Annotated in this window: 15 protein-coding genes and 1 pseudogene; 8 read left to right on the forward strand and 8 right to left on the reverse strand. The window is 47.6% G+C overall.

Annotation, left to right across the window (positions count from 1 at the left end; genetic code table 11):
• The first annotated feature begins 2 nt into the window (after positions 1-2).
• From idnO to idnR, 3 genes and pseudogenes are all read left to right on the forward strand, one after another.
• Positions 3-767: a gluconate 5-dehydrogenase gene (gene idnO, locus RCF31_RS15570; RefSeq protein WP_299458937.1), complete on the forward strand. Its 765-nt coding sequence runs from the start codon at positions 3-5 to the stop codon at positions 765-767.
• Between the two features lie 70 nt (positions 768-837).
• Positions 838-2,157: a gluconate:H+ symporter gene (locus RCF31_RS15575; RefSeq protein WP_299458938.1), complete on the forward strand. Its 1,320-nt coding sequence runs from the start codon at positions 838-840 to the stop codon at positions 2,155-2,157.
• Between the two features lie 31 nt (positions 2,158-2,188).
• Positions 2,189-3,217 (forward strand): annotated as a pseudogene (idnR, locus tag RCF31_RS15580) (DNA-binding transcriptional regulator IdnR).
• On the opposite strand, the gene RCF31_RS15585 reads toward idnR, so the two are convergent.
• On the reverse strand, positions 3,181-3,900 hold the full coding sequence (locus RCF31_RS15585) for a polyphenol oxidase family protein (protein WP_416411552.1): 720 nt from the start codon (positions 3,898-3,900) through the stop codon (positions 3,181-3,183). The pseudogene idnR and the gene RCF31_RS15585 sit on opposite strands and share 37 nt — an antisense overlap.
• A 109-nt stretch (positions 3,901-4,009) precedes the next feature.
• Here RCF31_RS15585 and RCF31_RS15590 point away from each other — a divergent pair, with 109 nt between their 5' ends.
• The 4 genes from RCF31_RS15590 (at position 4,010) to RCF31_RS15605 (ending at position 9,158) form a co-directional block, all read left to right on the forward strand.
• A complete protein-coding gene (locus RCF31_RS15590; protein WP_416413270.1) occupies positions 4,010-4,819 on the forward strand; it encodes a 5'-nucleotidase, lipoprotein e(P4) family in 810 nt (269 codons plus the stop codon).
• A 569-nt stretch (positions 4,820-5,388) separates the two neighbouring features.
• Positions 5,389-6,030, forward strand: a complete 642-nt coding sequence (locus tag RCF31_RS15595; RefSeq protein ID WP_313683237.1) for a carbonic anhydrase — start codon at positions 5,389-5,391, stop codon at positions 6,028-6,030.
• 2 nt (positions 6,031-6,032) lie between these two features.
• Positions 6,033-7,481, forward strand: coding sequence for a SulP family inorganic anion transporter (locus RCF31_RS15600; RefSeq protein WP_416413271.1), 1,449 nt, complete (start codon positions 6,033-6,035; stop codon positions 7,479-7,481).
• 252 nt (positions 7,482-7,733) lie between these two features.
• Positions 7,734-9,158, forward strand: a complete 1,425-nt coding sequence (locus RCF31_RS15605) for a sensor domain-containing diguanylate cyclase (RefSeq protein WP_299458944.1) — start codon at positions 7,734-7,736, stop codon at positions 9,156-9,158.
• A gap of 3 nt (positions 9,159-9,161) precedes the next feature.
• On the opposite strand, the gene ddlA is transcribed toward RCF31_RS15605, so the two are convergent.
• Positions 9,162-10,256 (reverse strand): D-alanine--D-alanine ligase, encoded by a 1,095-nt coding sequence (ddlA, locus tag RCF31_RS15610; RefSeq protein ID WP_416411553.1) that lies wholly within the window; start codon positions 10,254-10,256, stop codon positions 9,162-9,164.
• Between the two features lie 773 nt (positions 10,257-11,029).
• Complete coding sequence (locus tag RCF31_RS15615; RefSeq protein ID WP_416411554.1) at positions 11,030-11,713, reverse strand: formyltransferase family protein; 684 nt, start codon at positions 11,711-11,713, stop codon at positions 11,030-11,032.
• Between the two features lie 961 nt (positions 11,714-12,674).
• On the opposite strand from RCF31_RS15615, the gene RCF31_RS15620 reads away from it, so the two are divergent.
• Entirely contained in the window at positions 12,675-13,295 is a 621-nt protein-coding gene (locus RCF31_RS15620; protein WP_416411555.1) for an N-acetyltransferase, read from the forward strand.
• Positions 13,296-13,407: 112 nt separating this feature from the next.
• Here the strand turns inward: RCF31_RS15620 and RCF31_RS15625 are convergent, their stop codons facing one another.
• The 5 genes from RCF31_RS15625 to RCF31_RS15645 form a co-directional block, all read right to left on the reverse strand.
• Positions 13,408-13,713 carry a response regulator transcription factor gene (locus RCF31_RS15625; protein ID WP_416411556.1) on the reverse strand — a complete coding sequence of 102 codons (306 nt, stop codon included), beginning with the start codon at positions 13,711-13,713 and terminating at the stop codon, positions 13,408-13,410.
• Positions 13,700-13,987, reverse strand: coding sequence for an autoinducer binding domain-containing protein (locus RCF31_RS15630; RefSeq protein ID WP_416411557.1), 288 nt, complete (start codon positions 13,985-13,987; stop codon positions 13,700-13,702). The genes RCF31_RS15625 and RCF31_RS15630 overlap by 14 nt, the downstream gene beginning before the upstream one ends.
• Positions 13,988-14,403: 416 nt before the next feature.
• Positions 14,404-14,652 carry a hypothetical protein gene (locus tag RCF31_RS15635; RefSeq protein WP_416411558.1) on the reverse strand — a complete coding sequence of 83 codons (249 nt, stop codon included), beginning with the start codon at positions 14,650-14,652 and terminating at the stop codon, positions 14,404-14,406.
• A 1,423-nt stretch (positions 14,653-16,075) separates the two neighbouring features.
• Positions 16,076-17,863: a hypothetical protein gene (locus RCF31_RS15640; protein ID WP_416411559.1), complete on the reverse strand. Its 1,788-nt coding sequence runs from the start codon at positions 17,861-17,863 to the stop codon at positions 16,076-16,078.
• Positions 17,864-18,889 carry a tyrosine-type recombinase/integrase gene (locus tag RCF31_RS15645; RefSeq protein WP_416411560.1) on the reverse strand — a complete coding sequence of 342 codons (1,026 nt, stop codon included), beginning with the start codon at positions 18,887-18,889 and terminating at the stop codon, positions 17,864-17,866.

The raw sequence follows: 18,889 nt of genomic DNA on the forward strand, positions 1-18,889 counted from the left end.
TTATGAGTCAGCTTTTTTCCCTCGAAGGTAAACGTGTTCTGATCACCGGTTCGGCACGCGGCATTGGTTTCCTGCTGGCACGCGGCCTGGCCGAGGCCGGTGCGGAAGTGATTGTTAACGCCACCACCCCGGCGGGTGCGGAACAGGCTGCCGCCAAACTGCGCGATCTGGGGCTGCGCGCCCAGGCGAAGGCGTTTGATGTGACGCAATCAGCTCAGGTACAGCAGGCCGTGGACGAGATTGAAGCCGAGTGGGGTGCGATTGATGTGCTGGTGAATAACGCCGGGATTCAGCGCCGTCGCCCGTTCCTCGAATTCCCGGAGCAGGACTGGAATGACGTTATCGCCGTTAACCAGACCGCAGTATTCCTCGTCTCACAAACGGTGGCGAAGAAGATGGTGGATCGTCAGCAGGGCAAAATCATCAACATTGGTTCGATGCAAAGCGAATTAGGGCGCGACACCATCACGCCTTACGCCGCATCCAAAGGGGCAGTGACCATGCTGACGCGTGGCATGTGCGTAGAACTGGCGCGTCACAATATCCAGGTCAACGCCATTGCACCGGGCTACTTCGTGACCGAAATGACCCAGGCACTGGCCGACGATCCCGCCTTTACCGGCTGGCTCACCAAACGTACCCCGGCAGCGCGCTGGGGCAAACCCGAGGAGCTGATCGGCGCAGCCGTGTTCCTGTCCTCTAAAGCGTCGGATTTTGTTAATGGTCACCTGCTGTTTGTTGATGGTGGTATGCGCGTAGCGGTTTGATGAAAGTGGCGCATTCACCAGGGTGCGCCTAAACCTAAATCACCTCTTTGTATCTGTATGGATAATAAAAATGCCAATAACCATAATCGTTCTGGGCGTGGTTCTCCTGCTGGTTTTAATGATTGTTTTTAAGGTCAACGGCTTTATCGCGTTGGTGTTTGTCTCCGCTGTGGTGGGTATCGCCGAAGGGATGACGCCGCTGAATGTGATGGCGTCGATCCAGAAAGGGATCGGTTCGACGCTGGGCGGACTGGCGATGATTCTCGGCTTTGGTGCCATGCTCGGGCGGCTGGTGTCTGACACCGGGGCCGCGCAACGTGTTGCCACTACGCTGATTGCCGCCTTCGGTAAGGAACGGCTGCAATGGGCGCTGGTGGTCACCGGCCTGATTGTTGGCCTGGCGATGTTCTATGAAGTGGGCTTTGTGCTGCTGCTGCCGCTGGTGTTCACCATCGTGGCGGCTGCTGGTTTACCGCTGCTGTATGTCGGTGTGCCGATGGTGGCTGCGCTGTCGGTGACTCACTGCTTCCTGCCGCCGCATCCGGGGCCAACGGCTATCGCCACCATCTTCGGCGCAAACCTCGGCACCACGCTGCTGTATGGCATGATCATCACCATTCCAACCGTGATTGTCGCAGGCCCGATCTTCTCAAAATTCCTCAAAAGCTTTGAAAAATCACCGCCGGAAGGGCTGTATAACCCGAAAATCTTCACCGAAGAAGAGATGCCGGGCTTTGGTATCAGTATCTTCGCCGCCGTCATCCCGGTGGTGCTGATGGCGATTGCTGCGGTGTTTGAGCTGACCACACCGAAAGAGAATCCGCTGCGCCAGTTCTTTGAATTTATCGGTAACCCGGCGGTGGCGTTGTTTATCGCCGTGGTGATTGCGGTGTTGACGCTGGGCCTGCGTAACGGTCGTAAGATGGGTGAAGTGATGGACATGTGCGGAGAGTCCATCGCCGCTATCGCCATGATCGTCTTTATCATCGCTGGTGGTGGTGCCTTCAAACAGGTGCTGGTGGATAGCGGCGTCGGCAACTATATCGCCGATATGATGAAAGGATCTTCGTTGTCCCCGCTGCTGATGTGCTGGACCGTGGCTGCGATGTTGCGTGTTGCGCTGGGATCGGCGACAGTCGCCGCCATCACCACGGCCGGGATTGTGACGCCGATTATCGCGGCGACCCACGCCGATCCGGCGCTGATGGTGCTGGCAGTGGGATCGGGCAGCGTGATCGCCTCGCACGTGAACGATCCGGGCTTCTGGCTGTTCAAAGGGTATTTCAACCTCAGTGTGGTGGAGACGCTGAAAACCTGGACTGTGATGGAAACGCTGATCTCGGTGCTGGGTCTGGCGGGCGTGTTAATCCTTAATACGCTGATCCACTAACCGATGTGGCTGCACAGGGAGGTGAGCCATCATGACTGAGCATCGAATCTCTCTTCAGGACATTGCCGAGCTGGCGGGCGTCACCAAAATGACCGTCAGCCGCTACCTGCGTACGCCGGATAAGGTAGCCAGCCATACCGGCGAACGTATTGCGCGGGTCATCGAAGAACTGAACTATGTGCCTCAGCCTGTGGCCGGGGTGCAGTCACCCGCGAAAAGCGACACGCTGGGCGTACTGATCCCTTCGTTTAAAAACCAGATCTTTGCCGATCTGCTGAGCGGCATTGAATATGCCACGCGCGCCGGTCACTACCAGACCCTGATTGCCAACTACAACTACGATGCACGCAGCGAAGAGGAGCAGGTGCTCAATCTGCTGGCGTGGAATATTGACGGCATCATCCTGTGTGAAAAACAGCATACGCTGCGAACGGTAAAGCACCTGCGAGCGGCAAAGATCCCCATCGTTGAAGTGATGGATACCCAGGGGCCGTGCCTCGATATGCAGGTGGGTTTTAACAACTTCAATGCGGGTTATGATATGACGCGCACGCTGCTGGAGCAGGGGCGACGCTGCATTGTTTATCTCGGTTCGCTGGATGATCGTCGGGATGAGTTTCGCTTCCAGGGATTCCGCAAAGCGATGCAGGAACGGGGGCTGCGTGCGGCACGGATGAATCCGCGCACCCTTTCTTCCCAGCGGCTCGGGGCAACCATGCTGGAGCAGGCGTTACGGCTGCATCCGGAGCTGGACGCGGTCTTTTGTACCAATGACGATATTTCGCTGGGCGCGCTGCTTTAGTGTCAGCGCCACGGTATCAACGTGCCGGATGAGATCGCCATTACCGGTTTTCACGGCCTTGATATCAGCCGGGAGATGTATCCCAGCCTCGCCAGTGTGATCACGCCGCGCTACGCCATTGGCGTCCAGGCGGCGGAGCTGCTGCTGAAGAAAATTGCCGATCCGACCTTCAATGCTGACAGCATCGATCTCAACTATCAGATCTTTATGGGCGAAACCATTCAGTCGCGACAACGAATCCATGAGAAGCGGGATTGATAGCCGCTGGCAAAATGGGTGTTGTAGCGGTAACTGGAACCGGCTTCGGCCATGCAATAGGTGCATAGCGGCACCACTTCAATCTGTTCTGCCGGAATGCCGCGTTGCTGTAATAATCCCCGTGCCAGATGCGGCAGATCAAACCAAATCCCCTGCTGCTGGGCGCGTGCCTGAGGCCGGATGGCCTGCGGATTTTCCGGCTGGATGGCCGACCAGTTCAGCGTGGGTAAACCGGGCTGCGCCTGCATTTGCGTCACTAAATCCTCGCCCAGTTCATAGCAGCACGGCCCAATTGCCGGACCGATGGCGACATGCAGGGTAGCGGGCTGAGCGCCCAGCGCCAACAGGCGGTCAATGGCGCTATTCAGCACGCCGGACAAGGTTCCTTTCAGCCCGGCATGTACTGCGGCAACCTGATGGTTATGGGTATCGGCGAACAGCACCGGCAGACAGTCGGCCGTGTAGACCGCGACCGGTCGGTTATCCTCACCAATCACCCCATCGGATTCGCAGCTTTTGGGCGGCAGGTTGTCACCCGCCATCACCACGTTGGCACTGTGACGCTGGTGTCCATAGGCGGCGTCAAGGGGAGCCGGTACGCCCGCTGGCTGAAAAGCATATTCCAGCCAGCCCAGCGCATCGAGCAATGTTGAGCGTGGTGCCGGATGTTCAGGGTGAGCCATAAGTATCTCCTTTATCGAGCCGATCGCTTTCTGCTGCCAACAGCTTACGTTAACTGCTACATTTTGACAGCTTTACACAAACTGACCGTAATCACTTAAGGATGAAATGATGAAAAAAACCACCTGGCTGGCACCAATCGGCCTGATGGCGCTGGCGCTCACCGGCTGTGCGCAGCCTTCGAAACAGCAGGCACAGGCGCAGCTCGGCCAGCAGTCGGTACTGGCGGTAAACTGGTTCCAGCAATCGGGCGAGTATCAGGCGCTGAGCTGGCAGGCGTTCAACACCGCGCGTATGGCGTTTGATCAGGCTCCTTCACTGGCCGGTAAACCCAAGGCGGTGATCGTCGATCTCGATGAAACCATGATCGATAACAGCGCCTACAGTGCGTGGCAGGCAAAAAATGGTCAGCCATTTAGTGGAAAAACCTGGTCAGCCTGGACACAAGCGCGTCAGGCTCTGGCGGTGCCGGGTGCGGTGGAGTTTGCCAACTACGTTAACAGCCACGGCGGCACCCTATTTTACGTCTCCAACCGCGATCAAAAGGATTACGCCGCGACCGTGGATAATCTGAAGAAGCTGGGGTTCAGCGGGGTGAATGAGAAAACGGTACGGCTCAGCACCGGCAGCTCCAACAAACAGGCGCGTTTTGATGCGATCAAAGCGGAAGGCTATAACGTGGTGTTGTACGCCGGAGACAACCTGAATGACTTCGGGGGGGCGACATGGCATCAGAACAATGAGCAGCGTCGGGCTTTTGTCAGCGGCAATCATCAGCGCTTTGGTACGCAATTTATCGTGCTGCCCAACCCGCTGTACGGTGACTGGGAAAGCGGGATGGCGGAAAACTACAACAAGCTGACGCCAGAACAGCAGTTGCAGGTACGTGCAGCGCGTCTGAGAGCGTGGAACGGTAAATAATTCGTCAGGAAAAAAAGCGCCTGCTATGTCGGGCGCTATTTAGCCCTTCCAGGTCCGGAAATATTTACTTTTCATCGCAACTATTATTCTTCTCATTATTTTCGTGATCTCTTACCGCAGCCGGGCGCTATAAATAGCGTAATATTCGGTGCTTTTAACAGGCGGGTAGTGAAATCATCCAATCATAAATTTTGTAATTAAGAAATTTCCTGGTATTAAATGGCCCGCATGGTTAAAAGAAAATTAACCTTAACATTACTGCGTGTATTTTTTTGTCATTGCATTGAGTATGCATTATTTAATTTTTAACTTAATATTATGATATTAATGGATATCATCCTCCGTAACATTTTCCCGCTGCCTTGCAAAACCTTACTTTCTTCCGACATAAACTGAATCTAAATTTACATTTAGCCTTAAATGGATGGGTCTGGAAATAACCATGGTGCATTACTACTCTTAAGCGTCTATAACCATTTTTTGTGAGGAAGCTCTGCTTTTTCCCCTGAGCCCTGTCTTATTCACGGCGTAATTCGCCTGGATACGGTATTCCTGGACATTAAGAGAAGATAATTGTGACGACACTCAAACCCTTATTAGCGAAAAATCGCAGTTGGGCATTACAGCGCCGCCAGCGTAATCCGCACTATTTCGAAAAATATCTTCATCAGCAAAAACCGCATTCACTCTGGATTGGCTGTTCTGATAGTCGTGTGCCGGCCGAGGTATTGACCGGTGCGCATCCGGGCGAACTGTTTGTCCATCGCAACATCGCCAACATGGTGGTGCCTGATGACGACAATCTGATGAGCGTGTTGCAGTACGCGATTTTCTATCTCGGTGTTGAGCGTGTGGTGTTGTGCGGCCATTACGGCTGTGGCGGGGTGCAGGCTGCGCTGGGTCTGCCAGAAAGCCCGCTGGCAAAGGAAGATTCGGCGCTGGCGCGGCGTATTGCCGCCCTGCGCAGCGGTTTAGCGCAGGGGCTGGTGGAATATCGTGCGGCCAGCGCGCAGGAAGAAGAGGGCAGCAAGCTTAATCGTCTGGTGGAAGCCAACGTGATTACCCAGTTTTCGCAGTTAGTGGTAACCGAACCGGTACGGCTGGCGTGGCAGGCCGGACAACAACTGGATGTGTTTGGCTGCGTGTATGACCTGCAGTCTGGCCATCTGAAAGAGTTAATTCAGCAATCTGCAGAGGAATCGATACCATGAATCTGAATACCCTGCGGCAGGATATTCCGGCCGGTCTGGTGGTTTTTCTGGTGGCGCTGCCACTTTGTCTCGGGATTGCCCAGGCCAGCGGTCTGCCACCGTTTGCCGGTCTGCTCACCGGCGTGATTGGCGGATTGCTGGTCACGGCGCTCAGTCCGTCGCGCTTTGCCGTGAGCGGACCGGCGGCGGGCCTGGTCACCATCGTGGTGGCGTCGATTGAGACGCTGGGCAGCTTCTCCGCTTTTCTCACCGCCTTGATGCTCGCCGGTTTGTTGCAGTGCCTGTTTGGTGTGCTGCGTGCCGGACGTTTTATTGCTCTGGTTCCGGGGAGTGTCATCAAGGGGATGCTGGCGGCGATTGGTATTTTGCTGATTATCCAGCAGATTCCGGTCGCGCTGGGTGCGGCGGGCGATGCGGAGCTGATGTCGCTGTTAAATGGCGAATTCGCGTTCTCGGCCTCGGCGATGCTGGTGGCCGGTGTCGGGCTGCTGATTTTGTGGTTCTGGACCACGCCATTTATCAAATCGATCAAAGCGCTAAGCTGGATCCCCGGCCCGTTGGTGGCAGTGCTGGTGGGGTGTCTGGCGACGGTGTCGGGGGTGGCGGGTTTGCCGCGCATCACTCTGCCTGCCTTTGACAGCATGGCGGCATTGGCAGCCGAGCTGGAAACCCCGGACTGGCTGGCATGGCAAAACCCTGCGGTATGGGTGGTGGCGCTGACGCTGGCGCTGGTGGCGAGCCTGGAAACGTTGCTCAGCCAGGAAGCGCTGAAAAAACTGCGTCCACAGCATCCGGCTCCCTCGCCAAACAAAGAGATGTTTGCCCAGGGGGTGGGGAACCTCACCGCCGGGTTGCTGGGAGCGATGCCGATCACCGCAGTGATTGTGCGCAGTTCGGTGAACGTCAGCGTCGGGGCGCAAAGTAAGGTATCGATTCTGCTGCATGGCGTGTTGTTGCTGATTTGCGGGCTGTGGTTTAGCGAGTTGTTGAATGCGATCCCGCTCGCCAGCCTCGCGGCCGTGTTGCTGTACACCGGGTATAAGTTGGCAACGCCACGTCTGCTCGTTGAGCAAATGCGCATGGGGGCGCAGCAATATGTGCCCTTCCTTGCCACCATCGGCGGCATTATCGTATTTGGTATGCTGGCCGGAATTGGTATCGGTATCGCCACTCAGATACTTTTCAGCCTGTATCAGAGCCACCGCAATGCGTTGCAACTGACCCGTTATGACGACCATTACGTGCTGCGCTTCCAGCAGAATCTGACCTTTATGCATAACCCCAAATTGCAGGGCCTGCTGGCAGAGATCCCGGAAAACAGCGTGGTGATTGTGGACCACGATAATGCCGAGTATCTCGACCCGGATGTCAAAGCGGTGCTACAGGATTTTGGCGAAAATGCGGATAAACGCGGCATTCGCCTCAGTCAGTGGCCAGTCGCGGTAAAATAGCAATCCGTCTGCAGCTGAAATTTGTGTTATTACTTAAAAATCGGATATCTCGGATATCCGATTTTTTTATTTACAGGGCATAATTGTCGCGCTTTTCTCCATCATTGCCTGGCTTCTCTCAGGCCCCCAGGCGCAGAGTTGAATGATGAACACGGGCTTAATTAACGAATCAGAATGTCCTTTTTTCAGGTTTAATGCCTGCTGATGCCCTCGGCATATGGCAGCGACTTTCCAGGTTACAGGGTTCGACGTATGCGCGTTAAGCTGTTTGCAGAGAATAATTTTAAAAAGAATGCTCTCTCGCTGTTCCTCATCACGCTGTTCTTCTGCTTTATTGGCAGTCATTTGCGTGTGCCGCAGGAACTGTCGCTGTTCTGGCCGGTCAACGCGCTGATTAGCGGGTTGATGGTGCGTAATCCTTTTCTGCATCGTATCTCCAGTTATGTCGTATGTTTTGTGGCGATGGTCTTTAACGATACGGTGTTCTCCGGCTGGGCCATGCTCGCCGTGACCCTCAACGTGGCCAATATCCTGTTTATCCTGGTGGCGGTCAGCATGCTGATTAAGCATCTGTTGCCCCCATCGGCAAATAGCCGGGTGATTAACGCCATGCGTATTTTCCCCGCTTGCCTGCTGGCAGCGATGTCGTGCGCGACCTGGGGGGCCTGGGTGCAGGAAGTTGGCTTCAGTGCGCGTTTTGTCACCGCCTGGGGCGATTGGTTCAGTGAGCAATTTTCTACATCGCTGATGCTGCTGCCAGTACTGCTGGCGCGCCCGCTGCGCTCGGTCGCCTGGCGTTCGTTATTACATGCCAGCAAGTTGCTGCCGCTGGTTGGTGTTGTATTGTCGCTGACGATCGGCGCGATGATTGGCGGGGCGGGTAGCCTGACTTTCCCGGTTCCGGCATTGATCTGGTGTGCGATTGTGTTGCCGATCCCCATCACCAGCCTGGTACTGTTGCTCACCGGGATCACCGAAATCATTCTGGTTTCCCACGGGGTGATGAATATTCAGGGCGATGATGCTTTGCTGCCGATCAGCCATCTCACCTCAGTACGCCTTGGCGTCGCGACCATCACCATCAGCCCGTTGCTGGTGGCCGTCAGCATGGACGCCATCCGTCAGCTGAATCAGCGGCTATCGTTGCGTGCCAATTTTGATTTCCTCACCCAGCTGCTGTCGCGTTCGGGTTTGTATGAAAATCTGCGTCAGGAGCCTTTCTCTCTGCACCGTGTCGCCGGGGTGGTGATGCTGGATGTTGACTACTTCAAGGCCATTAACGACAACTTTGGTCATGATGCCGGTGATGGCGTGCTGGAAGAAATTGCCCGGCGTATTCAGGATGTGGTGAATAATCGCGGGCTGGTTTGCCGCTTTGGTGGCGAAGAATTTGTCGTGGTGGTTTTTGACTATAGCTACATCCAGTTGTATCAACTGGCCGAAGCGATCCGCCAATCGATGGTTAAAGATAAGTTCTGGTTGCAGGGCAATACCGTGACGGTAACCGGCAGCCTTGGGCTGGCACATGGCAGTGCGGTAAACGAGCGTGAGTGGCAGGGTGTGATTAACCGCCTGATTTCGGCGGCAGATAAGAATCTTTATCTGTCGAAGCGCAACGGCCGCAATCAAACTTCGCCAGCCGTTGAGCCTCGCCCGATGGTAAATGACGTTGCCTGATAGTTACACGCTACTTTTCAGTGCGCTGCTTTGCTGATGGCGTTCCAGCGCCAGCTCGATCAGACGGGTAATCAGCGCGCTGTAATCCAGACCTGCGGCCTGCCATAGCTTGGGATACATGCTGATGTTAGTGAAACCAGGCAACGTATTGACTTCATTAACGATGATCTCTCCGCTTTCCGTGAGAAACACATCCACACGCGCCATACCACTGCACTCCAGCGCCTGAAATGCTTTCAGCGCCACGGCACGGATCGCTTCGCTATCTTCAGCATCGATCGCGGCAGGCACCACGACCTGAGCACCGTTCTCGCTGATGTATTTGGTGTCATACGAGTAAAACTCATCGTGCACCACCACTTCGCCACAGGGGCTGGCGACGGGGTCGTCATTGCCCAGCACGGCACATTCGATCTCGCGGCCTTTAATACCTTGCTCAATCAGGACCTTGCGGTCAAAGGTAAAGGCAAGGTCAAGTGCAGCCGCTAACTCCTCAATATGGCTGACTTTGCTGACACCAACCGAGGAACCCTGGTTCGCCGGTTTGATAAACAGCGGCAGACCAAAACGCTCCACCACTGCCTGCACATCAAGCTGGGCGCGTTGTGCCTGGGTGACGCTGACCCACGGGGCAACATTCAGCCCGGCATCACGCAGCAAACGTTTGGTGAAATCTTTATCCATACTGACGGCAGAACCCAGTACGCCGGAACCGACAAATGGCAGGTTCGCCATGCGCAGCAGACCCTGTAGCGAACCATCTTCGCCCAGCGTGCCATGCACAATCGGGAAAATGACATCAACCTGCGACAGGGGATGGGCGTTGTGACGGGTGATCAGCTGCTGTGATGCCTGACCTGGCACCAGCGCGACATTCTCACCGGAGCGGTTAAGCGCTATCAGTGCGGGATTCTCCGCGTTAAGCAGAAAGCCGGAAGCATCGTTCAGATGCCATTCACCCTGCTTATCGATACCCAGCAACACCACCTCAAATTTGCTTTTATCGATAGCCTCAAGAATGTTTTTTGCTGATTGTAATGACACTTCATGTTCGGCCGACTTTCCACCAAAAATGATTCCCACGCACTGTTTTGCCATTGTTTTTTGTCCGATTGCGGTAAAGCGAATGGGTAAGATAACACGGGGTGGGGGGCGCAGGTATAGCGAGTAGCTGCGGGCTTTAGTAGGGAGAGGTTAAAAAAATCCCCTCGGACGAGGGGATGCCAAATAAGGCCAACACCAGGGAAATACTTGAATAAACTATACCTTAGTATAGTTTGTGGGAGTGTGAGGTGGATCATAAATTTGAGAAAGGTGAGGTTTTTTTGCATCGTGAGGTTTAGGGATTGCCAGGGAGAGAGACGGTGATGTAAAGGGGATAGAGGCCTTCTACTTCATAAGTTCAGGCGGTAATCATCTGGATTGATGAGGTTGATTTCTTCAATACGCCTGGTGTTCATATTAAGAGTACAGGCTGTTATTGCATTTCCTAAATTATGCGTGCCTTGAATATGAGTGGCGGCAGACTGGAAAAAGTGTCCCGGTAATTAATCCTGATATCTTGACTGGTTTTGAATTTAGCAATTATTGCATTTTTTTCCTTACTTCCCACCCACCATTGGGGGTAGCCCAGGGACTTAATCTCTTTAAATTTTTTCGGAAGCTTGTTTTAAGGTTATTTCTGATCACCATCATTCTTTAAACTTTTCTGCGATATGGATGTAGATTAAAATGGTTAACAGGATAAATAATCTGATGGTTTTGTTATTTTTTAATTGATAAACAGAAAAACATCAGCAACTACTAATAAAGTATGCTTGCTCCCTGAATAGCATTACTGATTGGTAATTTTAAATAATACGATATTGACATCAGGCATTATTTCTTTTTAATGTTATGAATTTGGTTTCGGATGTTTTTTTTATTTCTGGTGAAAAGTTACGTCTAAAATACAAAGGGCTTGGTACAGTTTTGTCGGCCCTATGGCAATCAGCTAAAGTAAATATTTTTTCACGCGTTAAATAACATTTCATTAATTCGAATGCTAACAGGTAAGATTCTCCTTTAACGGCCCAGATTGATTCAAGATCCCATATTTTTTCCAATTGAGCCGTCTCAATGATAGCCCCGGTGTCAATTCCCATATCGATATAATGGATTGTTGCTCCAGCAGCTTGTTCAAATTGACACTGATTGTTAGAAACGAGAAATTGCTCAATGGCGAACATTCCTCTTGCGTAAGGTAAAACAGCGGGATGAGCATTAACTATTCTTTGCTCAAAAAAATCAATCCATTTATTTTTAAGGATGACGTTAAGAAATACAATGGCACCTGAATTATCAATCGCATTCACACCATTCGTACAATGAGATAGAAAATCATCATCAAAGTCCATAGTTGTGACAATGTTAGCCAGTTTTAATGGATGTAATTTAGGTACTCCATATGTTAAAGCTAAATACTCTTCTGCTTCACTCAGTCCGCGATAAGATCTTGCGATAACATTTAAGTCTTTTTTGCCTATGAATTCTTTTTTGCTAAGAATTGAATGCATTTCATTCAATTCTTCACAATCGAGTTCACGAGAGTTTCTTACGATCCATCTCAGGTTATGATTATTGAGTTTTTTTTGCAAGAAAGCTAGTTTGAAATAGTGATTCAGTAAGACAAGTGTACATATGCCACCTTAGTCAAGTTAATTAAGGATAGTAATACGTTCAGCCACAATACTGGAAATGAAAGCTACAATAATTTAACTCTGCAAATCAATCTATTTTTCGGTCTTCCGTAGTGCGGATGATAAGATACAGGCTAAAGTTATTTTTTTAACAAAAAATTAAATTATTTTTAATTGAGGATGACCTCATGACATCACTTCGGACGATATTATAGCTGCCATCACGGATGACAGATAATCAGGCATGCTAACTGCTTATACAGGTTGAACCTCATCCTTCACACCACACGCAAATCAGTAAATTACCCCGAATGTAGTATGCATAGCAGTGCACAGTTACAGGAAGCGGTGTTTACAGCATCTGAATTAAAAGCCTCTTTCAATACAATTCTCATTATACGGACATGAAATAAATTACAAATCAATATATTATTATTTGTTTGGGTTGAAATCTGATGACCACAACCACTCTTTCATAATTTCTTCCGAAAGTGTGAACTTATGCAGCAAAATTATCAATACCTTATGGTACTTTACTGCACTTAAAGTCAGGGGTATTCTATGGATAAAAATGCGCACGTATGAATAAGTATTATCCAGGTCAATATCCCCTTACAGCGGATAGCCACTGGCTGTAGGGGACCAGTGAATAAGTATGGGCTGCCGAACCTGACTTTTCGCTCTGCTGGTTAATTTTTTCGCTGTAAAGGGGCATCTCCTATTTCAGATTAAATTTTCACAACTCACTGGCTAAAAAAGGTCAGGCTGAATGAATATATTTTAGCGAAATAGCATGATTATCTGCTATTCAATAAAGGTATAGAATAAGGAGATAAAAATGCAATGTATGCAAGCCAGGGATTCAGATCTGGATAATATTTGCGATCTGCTGACAGCCGAATTTTTTGACGATCCGATATATAAATTTGTCTTTATCAATCGGGTAGGTCGGTTTGACCGAATGTGGCGCTTTTTTCGTGTCTACGTTGATTTTGCCAGAGAATATGGCGGCATACACTTTATTGAAAACTATGCGGGAGTTCAGGTCTATTTTCGACCAGAATTTATGGCGATAAGCAACGAACAGCTTGATATCGATAACCGGCTGCGCCGGGCATGTGACTCAGACTATGCGGCTGTTGCAGCGTGGATGAGGGGATGTGACAACTATCATCCCCGAACTCAGTCTCATTATTATTTATTTCTCACTGCTGTAGAGAATGAACATCGCGGTCATGGTGGGGCAAGAGTAATGGCAACTTTGTTCGGAGAACTGAGTGCCATACTTGATAAAAATGGTTTTCCATGCTATTCCGAGTGCACAAGGCGTGGTGGACAAATCATAACCAGACGATGGGGTTTTCGTGCTGCTGCACCTTCCAGGAAGGTAGAGGGTTTCCCTGAATTCTATCCGGTCTGGCGTGAACCACAGCAAACCGTTGCATTTTCTGAGTTATAATCAATAAGTACGTTGAGTGAGCTGATCCAAAATTGATGGTTGGAGGTCAGTAGTTTTATATATTGGTTACCGTTTGACCATTAACCTTTAATACAAATGCAAGCTCTCAGAATCATTTACCGGGTCGGGGTATAAGGTTGAGTTCATTTGCTAAGCTAATAGCATGTTTTGCATTCTTTACACCAAGCTTTCTGACAGTATTTCCCATGTGGAATTTAACCGTGCTAACGGTGAAATGCAGGATCTCAGCCACTTCAGCATAGGTTTTACCGATACTGCTCCAGTAGAGGACTTCAGTCTCATGGGTAGAGAGGACCGAATTAGTTGCGTTCTTTTCTTCCGATTGTTTGTAGATCTGAATAAGCATTTCATGAGTATCAAGTAGAATTCCCTGAAAATCATTTTTATACTTTATCATAATACAATGTTAACATTGCCAGGTTATTGTAGTTATCATGTAAAACAAAAGTATGTCCGCATAAAAAGCTATAAGTTTTTAAAATGAAAACCTTATCCATTGGCCAATGTGAGTTTAATTTAATATTATCATCCCAGACAAAAGATGTGAAACGATTCAGTCCAGTGACAACGACAGGATCAATATTTTGATATTTATTTTCAAGATATGTACTGGCGAAATCATCTGTTAAATCAGTAACAATTAATATATTATCTGTGTTTCTTTTATCCATTACAGCATATACGAAATATTATACATGATGTTCCGGAAAACCTGTGCATGCACAGATAAATTTTTATAACCTGAAGGTGTTTTCAATAAAACGAGTGCATTTCACTTTTCAATCAGATCATAGTCATTATCAGGTTGAGGGGACCGAAACAAAGGTTCCAGTGACACACTTGAACTGGCGTGATTGCACCAGAAGTCGGGGGTGGGGGAGGCGTGCTGAGCGTATTCATCGTGTATATCTCTAATTAAACATTATACCCATGACGTTCCAAATGGACGGCTTAAAAGTTAGTCTACTAGACTTTGGTTTGTTTTGAAATAATGCAGGGCTATTTTCTTACTCGTACTATAATTACGCCAGAAGTTAGTGTTCAGCCTTGTGCCTGCCGACTTCGGGTCCGGAAGCCAGCATCTTACTCAAGGCGGCACTGGATCGGGGTACAATAACCTGTCGTTTTTGGATAGATGTATCACCGTAATATGATCAATATGTTCAAGTCCAAATTTCTGACGAGCTAGTTTCACAAACCGGAACTGAATCTTCCGGTGGTCGATGAAAACCAGAACACGTTCACCTTTTGCTTTTATGCGATGCATAATTTCAAAGCATGCATGCAGACGATCAAAAGCATCAATAAAGCTCTGATTGTTGCCGCTCATTTCCATGGCTGTAATCACTGATTCCGACTGTCGGTGAAAAATTAACGGTTTATATCGGAAATTGCTTTCGGATTAAATCGGAAAGAGTGGCTGGTTTACGCCGGAATTGGTAATTGAATTAGGTCAGAATATGCAGAGAGGGGCGGATATGGTTGAAGTATCTGCTTTTCAGGATGTATGAAATTAAAAAAATCCCCTCGGATGAGGGGATGCCAAATCAGGCCAACACCAGGGAAATCAATGATTGCACTATACCTTGGTATAGTTATTTGGAGTGTGAGATGGATCATAAATTTGATGATTGGTTTGCAGGCAGGTGTGTCAGTCTGATGCGATCGAACTGGAAAGTACAAAACTCGGAATTTTAGAATTTTTGATATAAATTATGAAATCGGAAAATTATCACTATGTGAATATTGGCAAGGACAAAATTATAATAAGTTATATTCTTAATTTCACTGGCATGATTATTATTTAGATTTATTGTGCACTGGTCAATGTATGACTGATAATCATATGAATCCTCATCCAGTTCAGTAGCAACCGAGAGACAAAGCTGGTCCCGGTAGGCTTTCCACTTTTGCTGTGCCTCCAGAAAGCGTTGGTTGTATACCTATCCTGATGTCTCTTTGTTCTCTTCTTTTCCGTTAAAAGGACCAATATTATTGGCTTTAATCCGTTTAACGGTTTCGGCTATGAGCGCATACAGCTTTTTGTTTGAACCAGCCGTGGAGCGTAATACCAGCTTTGTTGAACGAAAATTATTAAGATTTGGAAGATGCACGTATCCGAAGAACTTCGCTAAGTATCCGGCAGTAAGGCAGAGCGTTAGATCTCCGAAGAAGGTGGATTATATTCGGAACATGCAAATAGCGCTCATTTACTGCTGTTTATGGAAGATGATGATGCCCTGTTAAAAGACGGCATTATTCTCAATGCTTCTCCATGTTCCGGCAATTCTGGACAGTGGTGATAGCATTTACTTTATTGCTAATACTGATTCAGGCGTTATATCGAAATTTACTAATTCACTGAAAGTTAGACTGGCTGCAGGTGAAGAGGAAACTACTAAGGCTGGACTGCACTGAGCAAAACTAGATTTAAACGCTTCATTTAGAGTCCTTCTAAATCAGAGGTTGCCTGTTATCGATCGTCATGCTGGAAGGTGTGGCGGTGAAAATCCATCGCCATTTCATCGCCACTCTAAAAGTGACCAATAAAAAACCGCTTCAGAGAGCGGCTTAACTGCATGATTTTCATGTCTAAATTTGGTGGCCCCTGCTGGGTTTGAACCAGCGACCAAGCGATTATGAGAACCATGATGTTCAACCGAAAATCAATAACTTATGTATAAATCAATAGGTTATAAAGTCTATATCAGGCAATATTAGTCAATAATCCTAACTTGCTGCGACACTTTTGCGACACTTTATTCAAGGGTAACTTTAGGTGTTAGTCTGGTGATTCGAAGTCTTTTCAAACCAACTTCGCGAGATGACCTGACATCGAGTTCTGCTATAACTTTCTTAATCCAAAGTCTCTCATCGGAAAGCACATTTCTTAGCATACCAGTGTCATACCTATATTCTAATGCTTGCCTGACTGAGCCCCAGTTGTTGCGAGGTAATGATAACCATTCATCCACAAATCTTGATGGTTCTATAGATGCCATCATCGGAATTTGCGAGTAAATCCCTAACTTATTTGAATCTCTAGAAATAATTTCTTTGAATTTTATAATATCTGATTTCATATATTCTAAAACTTCGTTTGCATATTGAGGGTATTCATCCTCTAAAGATAATCTTCTGCTGTCTTGAAGATAATGTTTTATAGTGGAAAACTCTTCTTTATAACTGTCTAAAATCCAGAAACCATAACCATGTGCATTATCATGATTATAATAATCCCCTCTTATATCTTTAGATTGCGGAGGAAGTTTACCTGCACCTCTTAAATCATCAATGTATTTTTTTGTCTCATTTAGAATGTTCGTAGGCGTAGTGGTAGTTTCTCCAGAAGTAGCCAATAAACATTTCATAGCAAAAGTATGTAAAATATCCCCATCATCTGTGATATTGAGCGTTTTTTCATCCTCCAGGAGTTTATCTAAAATTACCTGTATATCTTGATCGGTAAGTTCGTCAAAATGAATTAATGATTTCCAGGATGGAATGTTTTCAATAGTAGAGAAGTAATTATTGGTATCCAGATGATTAATTATGGATTCTTTATCAAAGAAACCATTGCATATTGTTGAAAGCAAAATGTCATCACTTAATATATTGCTTTCAAATTCTATTGTAACCGCTTCCGACTTGAATTTATTTTTCATTTTCTGATATTTGCTTTCTTCAGCTCCTTCTTCATTCTTATCAGTGTATGCTTTTATTGAAGATGCAATCCGGTTACTAAGTTCTTTGCTTTCAATCTCACCTGATCTGAAGCTAATATCAAATGCACAAAATAAGTTAAATAATTTCCTAATCGATACTGAGTGCTCTAAATGTCTTTTTTCAAGGCATCCGTACAATCTTAGACAATCCTCAATAATATGTTTTAAGATTCTTAAAGATTGACATTTTGATGCTACAAAAACCTCTAAAATATAAGGTTCTATTTCTTTTGCAGTTCCTGGGGATTGGGATGTAATAATAAATTTACTCAGTGCCTTCTTGATGTCAGGAACTATCTGTAGTGTCTGACCAAAAACTTTTTCTTTTGTTTCAGAAAATTCTTTTTCTATTTTCTCATCATGAGCAATTACTACAACTCTACAATCATGATGCTCAACGTATTTGTTAATTACCCCTAATATTTGCTTTATATTTAAGCTGGCTCTTTCTAAATCATCAAAAACCAAAACCTTGTCATTTTTCACTTCTTCCTTAATAAAGGCGTCAGCAATTCCTCCAATTACGTTCCCGATTCCAAAGGTTACAGCTTCTGTTCCTTTCGTGCTTCCTTTTACTCTCTCTGCAATGCTTTTACTCTTTGACCGCATTGGAAACATAGAGAGGAAAACAGATGAATATATCTCTTTCTGTGTGGTTAAGCCAAATAAACTAACATAATACATTTCATCCTTATAAACCTCGCTAATAGTATGTGTCTTTCCTGCTCCCCATTCTCCTCTTACTAAAACAGCATAACCAGGTTTAGTAAGCGAATTATAAAATCTCAAATAATCACTGGCAACATCATTTGATAGCTTCATTTAGATTTCCTTATTAGCTAATGGGTTATATTTTAGTGTTTCTTCAAAGTGTTCAGGGGCGAAATGTGCATACCGCATTGTCATTTTTATATCGGTATGTCCTAGTATCCGTTGCAGTACCAATATATTTCCACCATTCATCATAAAGTGGCTAGCAAACGTATGACGTAACACATGCGTTAATTGACCCGAGGGAAGCTCTATTCCTGCGCGCTCTAAAGCATTTCTGAAAGCGTAGTAGCAAGGAGTGAAAATAGCGCCTGTCTTCTTTGGTAATTGTTCAAGCAGAGCAGCGTCTACAGGTATGGTTCGGTTACGTTTCCCCTTAGTCTTAATAAAGGTAATTTTACCCGGCGCTATCTGCGAGTGTTTCAGGCTTTCAGCTTCGCCCCAACGTGCACCAGTGGACAAGCACACTTTAACAATCGCTTCTAAATCTTTGGCGTTACTGTTCCGGCATTCGTCAAGCAGTCGGACAATCTGTTCCTCAGTTAGATAAGACATCTCACTTTCATCAATGCGAAAATGGCGCACGTTTTCAAGCGGGTTAGGGGGAGACCATTCACCCAGCCTTTTTAGTTCATTAAACACTGCTAGAAAGTATGCGTGTTCTAGATTCATGGTGCGAGGAGAAACCTTTGCAATACGCTTTGTACGAGCAAACTCACCGTTAAGGCGTTTAGCACGGTAGGCAGTAAATAGAGGTGCACTGAATTCTGTAGCTAAGGGGGAACCCATACATTCGGCAGCCCACAGCATTGTGCTCTTGCGCTTTTCCCCATCAGATAGGGTTATGCCGTGTCGGTCAAACCAAAGGTGAACTAAATCAGTCAAACGCCGGAGATCTTTTCCATCTCCAAGCCAAGGTGAATCCTCTATCTTTTGTAATGTGTAATTTTCGAATGCCAGAGCTTCGCCTTTGGTAGCAAATTTTTTTCGGATTCGCTTACCTTCCTTTCCGTCGCTGCGATTCACAGAGTAAAAGTCAGCGACCCATTGTCCTGTTGGAAGTTTTCTAACAGTCAT

The sequence above is a fragment of the Pantoea sp. App145 genome, assembly GCF_047947045.1.
GTDB lineage: Bacteria > Pseudomonadota > Gammaproteobacteria > Enterobacterales > Enterobacteriaceae > Pantoea.